This window comes from Pseudoalteromonas 'SMAR', assembly GCF_048515945.1.
In the GTDB taxonomy this organism is placed as follows: Bacteria; Pseudomonadota; Gammaproteobacteria; order Enterobacterales; family Alteromonadaceae; genus Pseudoalteromonas.
In genome coordinates, this window is sequence record NZ_JBLWMW010000019.1 from 72,589 (window position 1) to 77,781 (window position 5,193).

2 protein-coding genes are annotated in these 5,193 nt (G+C 48.2%); one reads left to right on the forward strand and one right to left on the reverse strand.

What is annotated here, in order from left to right; genetic code table 11:
* Positions 1-185: 185 nt before the first annotated feature.
* Positions 186-1,706, reverse strand: a complete 1,521-nt coding sequence (locus ACNKW2_RS09950) for a curlin (protein WP_419148419.1) — start codon at positions 1,704-1,706, stop codon at positions 186-188.
* A 621-nt stretch (positions 1,707-2,327) separates the two neighbouring features.
* Between ACNKW2_RS09950 and ACNKW2_RS09955 the strand changes: the two genes are divergently transcribed.
* A complete protein-coding gene (locus tag ACNKW2_RS09955) occupies positions 2,328-4,829 on the forward strand; it encodes a S8 family serine peptidase (RefSeq protein ID WP_419148420.1) in 2,502 nt (833 codons plus the stop codon).
* Positions 4,830-5,193: the final 364 nt, after the last annotated feature.

Sequence of the window (5,193 nt, forward strand, 5' to 3'; positions counted from 1 at the left end):
CCGAAATCCATATAAAACCATTGCACCGACATCGATATCTTCTTATCGCGATATAAAATCGCTGCTACGACATTGTGCGCGTGTATTAAACATCGCGGTCAACAAACCACCCAACCCGTAGCCGCGGATTTACTCCGCGAACCCAGTAGACCCTGAATAAAATTCAGGGTCACGGTATGGGTTTTTTATTGTTGCGTGATGGTGGCTACGTTGTTGTCGCCTACTTGGGTGACGGTGATATTTTGGCCGCTGCTGGCGATGCCGCCTTGTACTAGGTTGCCGTTGCCGAGCTGGCTTACCGTTAGGCTGTTGTCGTCACCGTTAATAACAAAGGCGCCCTGGTCCATGCCGACCACAAAGTTATTGTCGCCACTTTGGGTGATGTCGAGCATATTGCGGCTGCCTTCAAGCATGATATCAATAGCATTAAGTTCACCAGATTGTGCAATGTCCACTTGGTTACTGCTGCTATCAAACACACTGCTCATGGTGACTGCTGCGCCATTGCCCATACCGTCTTGGGCAATATCAATTTGGTTGTCGTTGCTGGCAAGGCTGACATCAGGGTAAGAAGACTGCACCAGCACTTCGTTCTCACTGCCGCTTTGGGTGACATCCACATCGTTGTTGTTGCCATTAAAATTAGCAACATGGGCTTGGTTGTTATCGCCCAGTTGCATGGCACTAAACTCATTGTTGTTGCCAGCCACACCTAAATACACATCGTTGTTATTGCCATCTTGCAGTGCCATAAACTGGTTATCATCACCAATGACATCCGCGGCGGCTTGGTTCTCGTTACCATTTTGTTGTGCCACTACCTCGTTGTCGGCGCCTATCAACATGTCTGAGGTAAAGCTGTTTAACGAGCCTTCTTGATCAATACTGAGTTCATTATCGCTGCCTGAAATCTCAAACACAGAAACCGTATTGTCTTCCCCTTCAGACTGCTCAATCGCCACTTCGATATTGTCGCCAATTAGGGTCTCAATTTGGATTTCGTTGTAGTCGCCGCTTTGCCGCGTTTCAATTTCGTTATTACTGCCTTCAATACTGACCACGCCAAATTGGTTATAAAAGCCATTTTGGTCCAACGCGATGTCGTTCATATCACCTTGAACCGACTCCAGCGTTGCCTCATTCCAGGTACCCGATTGCGTTGCCGATACGGTGTTTTGGCTGCCTTGCATATCTAAGTTATAAAACCAATGGCCACCAGCGCCTTGGGTCACTGTAATGTTATTTTGGTCGCCAGTGATTTTGTTAATGGCTTCGTTATTAATGCCTAATAAACCGCTGCCTGACTGCATAACATCAATGTTATTAGCATCACCGTTTAGCTCTGTTGCTACGCCATTGACTTCGCCATCTTGAGTATAGGTTTGGGTGTTGTTGTCCCCTGTGGTGGTAATAAAAGCAGCGTTATCAGAACCGTTTTGGGTTGCCACAGTTGCGTTATTGTCACCGACGGTGGTGATCTCGGTTAAATTTGCCGTACCTAACTGCGTGGTTTCCAGTTCATTGCCACCTTGATTGCCTGCGGTTTGCGAAATGGTAAGTTCGTTGTTTTCACCGGCAGCTCTTTCAGCTTGGGCAAGCACCGATGTCGACAGTGGCTTGTCTGCCTTATCTGCAGCCAGTGCTGCTGTAGAATGTGTTAGCGCAATAGCGATAGCAGCGCTTACGATTGATTTTGAAAACTTCACACTGTTCTCCTTAGAGATCTCTGTATTATTTTTGTGTAAGTACAAAGTTTGATTAGAGTTGTTGCCGGACTCCACTGCACGCAAATTTATACTTAATGTATGCCAGCCTCGCTGGCTGACATTGAATTACTCACCATCCAAATGGTTACCAGAAGTTTACATTTGGCGTATTCGCTTACTGTTACTTTCTCTATCCGCTGCCAATATGCACAAACGAACTAAGTTATAACGACACGCCTTCAACCACTCTAAATTGGGAACAGGTGAAGATAAATTAGCAGTTTTTATGAAATAAAAATCCATTCAATTTCAGCTATATAAAACAAAAAACAAGAAAAATAAGTAAATAGAAAAGTCGCACTACCAAAAAAGCATGAGCAAACATACATCAACCACCACGCAATCACAGCCATAAAAAAGCACTAATTTAGGCGTATTTGATTCAGTCAAAACCACAAAAAAGAGGGGTTTTAAATTTTAACTATTTTTTTACATTGCATATCGCAAAAACAGAGACTAGGTTTTTAAACGTTGCCAATCAAAACCACCATTCATACCAGAGCGTTAATTCAAGACTTGGCTAACCAAGCCATTAGTCACAAAAAATGAATAGGAATAATAATGAAATCAAAACTTTCGAAATTAAGCTTGGCGCTACTGCCGGCTTTAACCTTATCAGCACAAGCGGCAGTACAAATTGAAACCACCAAAACCATCGCAGATGACAGCATCTTAGTGGTATTTAAAGAAAACACTTCGGCAGCCCTGCGTGCCAACGCTCGTAACCTAGTGAAAGCCACTATGGCAGACCGCAACGCCGATGGCATCGATGACAAATATCGCCATGTATTAAAAGGCCGTTTAGCCAACTTTAAACTTAATGATAACAACGCCAAAGAAGCCATTGCCAAGCTGGCCAAGCACCCTGCCGTTGAATACGTTGAACCCGACTATCAAGTTCAAGCACTGGGCATTCCTGACGATAGCCGTTTTGATGAGCTATGGGGTTTAAACAACACAGGCCAAACTGGTGGCACAGCAGATGCTGATATCGACGCCCCCGAAGCGTGGGATATCACTGTGGGGTCTCGCGATGTGATTGTCGGCGTGATTGATACTGGGGTCGACTACACTCACCCGGATCTTGCCGCCAATGCTTGGCAAAACCCTGGAGAAATTGCCGGCGATGGCATCGATAACGACGACAATGGCTACATTGATGATGTCTATGGTATTAATGCCATTACCGGCACCGGCGATCCGATGGACGACCAAGGCCATGGTACGCACGTATCGGGCACCATTGGCGCAACTGGTAACGACGCGCTAGGCGTGGCTGGGGTTAACCACGAAGTGTCGATTGTGGGCTGTAAGTTCTTAAGTGCTTCAGGCTCGGGGTCAACCTCAGATGCCATTGAATGTATTGACTACATGGTGGCGCTGAAAGACGCAGGTCATAATGTTCGCGTAACCAATAACAGCTGGGGTGGCGGCGGCTTTAGCCAAGCGTTGTCTGATGCCATCACTGCCAGTGAAAACGCTGACATACTGTTTGTTGCAGCGGCCGGTAACAGTGCGGTTGATAACGACCAAAACCCACATTACCCATCAAGCTACGAGCAAGACAGCGTTCTGGCAATTGCCAGCACCACCCACACCGATGCCATGTCTTCTTTCTCGCAATGGGGTGTAACGTCTGTGGACATGGGCGCACCAGGTAGCGATATTTTATCCACCGTACCAGGTGGCGGCTACTCAAGCTATTCAGGTACGTCGATGGCGACGCCGCATGTTGCCGGTGCTGCAGCCTTGGTGCTGTCTATTAACCCGACACTTTCCGCCATTGAACTGAAAAACCTACTGATGCAAAGCGGTGACGATAACGCCGATTTAGCCGACAAAACCGTTTCTGGTAAACGTCTAAATGTGAATCAGGCGGTGATCGATGCCGATCCGGAGCCTGGCTTTAGAGTGTCGGCACGCCCTGGTAATCAAGAGATCACCGCAGGCGATACGGCAACGTACGAGTTTAGCTTTAGCTCAGTGGCCGATTGGCAAGGCAGCATTGACCTTAGCCTAACATCACCAATTGCTGGCGCTACGCTGTCGGCAGAAGTGGCGATGCCGGGTGACACAGTGACATTAACCGTACCTACAACGACAGAAACACAATGGGGCGATTACAGCTTTACTCTAGATGCCACATCAGGTGAGCTAAGCGACCAAGAAACGGTATCACTGTATGTGTTGCCACAAGGACTGAACGAGTTCAGCTACCAAAACACTACTCCAGTGGAGATCCCAGATAACGACGCCACAGGTATTACTTCCACCATTACCGTGGCCGATAGCGTAACGGTGTTTGATAGCAATACCTTAGTGGATATCACCCACACTTACATCGGCGACTTGCTCGTAACACTAACCTCACCGGCTGGCACGGTAGCAACACTGCACAACCGTCAAGGCGGTGGCGACGACAACTTAAATCAAACCTTTAACTCAGCGGCGTTTAACGGCGAAGTGGCAACGGGCGACTGGACCCTCACCGTGTCTGATAACGCCGGCATCGACACTGGTACACTAAACAGCTGGACGCTCAATCTAACTGGCTTAGGTGAAGTGTTACCACAACCACCGCAAGCAGGCTTTAGCTACAGCGCAGACGGCTTAAACGTGAACTTTACCGACGACAGTCGTGACGCCAATGACGACATCGTCAGCTGGGAATGGGACTTTGGTGATGGCAGCATCAGCACCGATACTAATCCTATGCACCAGTTTGCTGCAGGCGGCGAATACAGCGTGTCACTCACCGTAACCGACAGCGAAGGTAACAGCGACACCACCAGCCAAACCGTTGTGGTTAGCAGTGACAACATTGAGCTTGATGTGGTGCGCGCCAACAAGTCTCGCTTAGGCTTTATTCGCGTAGAGCTAGCATGGCAAGGCAGCAGCGCCGATGAAGTCACCATCTACCGCGATGGCCGCGCCCTTGATACCGTAAGTAACAGCGGCAAATACCGCGACTTCGCACGCGACGTAAACGCCACCAGCATGACCTACCAAGTATGCCAAAGCGGCGATATTTGCTCTAATGAAGTGACCGTGAGCTTCGAGTAAGTTTTCCCCCAATACCACTCACCAAGCCCCGCAAGGGGCTTTTTTGTTGGTCGTAACAAATTAATTCCGCAACGATACCGAGCGCAACAACACCACCTAACCGTAGCCGCGGATTTATTCCGCGGACCTAGCCATGGACCCTGAATCAAGTTCAGGGTGACGGAGTGTAATTCAGGGTGACGGAGTGTGGTTCAGAATGACGGTGCGGTTGTTGTGCCATTGGTTGGGTAAAACCATCGCGATATAAAATCGCGCCTACTACAGGCCGTCATTCCGGACTTGCTCCGGAATCCATGTAAAACCATTGCGGCCGACATCGATACCTTTTTATCGCGATATAAAATCATGAAAACAATCGCGATAT